The organism is Paenibacillus sp. SAFN-117 (genome assembly GCF_051966115.1).
GTDB classification, from domain to species: domain Bacteria; phylum Bacillota; class Bacilli; order Paenibacillales; family NBRC-103111; genus Paenibacillus_L; species Paenibacillus_L residui.
In genome coordinates this window covers 81,310-82,571 of the sequence record NZ_JBQCLK010000030.1, presented here as the reverse complement: position 1 = coordinate 82,571, position 1,262 = coordinate 81,310, and the positions used below count along the sequence as shown (strand labels likewise).

The window sequence follows — 1,262 nt, the reverse complement described above, 5'->3', positions numbered from 1 at the left end:
TAAACATAAAAAATATTTCTTATCCATCGTCCCGATGGATAACCCTACCAGCTTACACAAACTTCTTGACGCTACCCCTCTTCCCCAAACGGCCTGCAGATTTGCACGTAAACGGTTGTCTCCCATTATAGATTTCTCGCATGTACGAACGTAATAAGTTCCAATTACCATAAGAAATCGTCGGAAAAACTACGAATTAACTCATATCGATAGACTTTGGAACTTACCTTGCCTGGAATAGGACGAAGCTTGTTCTTGGAGCAAAGAGTACGCAAAAGCCGCACAGCAGTCCTTTGATTTACTTGAAACTTTTTCACCACATCGATCGGTCGAATGGGCCGTCGAAGTTGAAAGGCCAGAAGCAACACGTCTCTTTCTATAAAAAGGGAGCGTTCGGCTTCTTTCTCACTTAACATATAGCGATTTAATAGTATTCTTAGCAAGCTTCTCGTTAATTCGGGACGTGATTCCACGTCGTCATAAGGAATGGATACCACACGAAACCCCAGACCTTGTAGAAATGTCTCCCGGTTCAATTCATCGCAGTACCGTTTACGGTCCATGTTTTGGATATGAGGCCCGAATCCTTTTACTTCGAACGCAATTTTGATATGTCCGGGGAGCCAAGCAAAGTCAATGAAAAAGGGTCTGCCCCGCCAATCAGGAACTTCATATTCAGGATGAAGATGGTCAAAATTCCCATGGAGCGGCCACCATACATTTTGCAAAAATTTAATTTCCCCGTGACTATGTCCTCGTTCCAGCCTTCCTCTTCTCTCACCTGATCTTCTTTGCAAATGATCATTCAACCATTCTGCATGCTTCTCTTTAAACTCCAAATAAATCCCTCCTCCAAAAAAATAAAACGCCCCTAATCCATCAAGAGATGAATAGGGACGTTCTTCGTCACTTTATAACTCTATATTATCATGTATACAATGGAATCGGAAGAATAGCTTATTCAGTTTTTTGATTTAGTATTACGGTAAAATTTAATAGTAATTTTTACCGACGATTACCACAGGTTCATTGGCGGGAAAAAGGTAACGTGGAAAAAGTGGCTCACTAGGTGGGAAAAGTTAAAGCGGGAAAAAGGTAGTGTGGCTCATGGGCGAGTAAAATAAAGTGGAAAAAGGGAACGGGACTCATGAACCATTAAAGCAGGGAAGGTAGCTCATAGGTGGGAAAAGTTAAAGCGGGAAAAGGGTAGTGTGGCTCATGAGCGAGTAAAAATAAAGTGGAAAAGGAAACGGGACTCATGA

At 41.8% G+C, this 1,262-nt stretch carries 1 protein-coding gene; it reads right to left on the bottom strand.

The genetic code is table 11. The features are described 5' to 3' along the window. Window positions 1-164 precede the first annotated feature (164 nt). Entirely contained in the window at window positions 165-839 is a 675-nt protein-coding gene (locus tag ACTHRH_RS18740) for a hypothetical protein (RefSeq protein ID WP_379288499.1), read from the bottom strand. Between the last annotated feature and the right edge of the window lie 423 nt (window positions 840-1,262).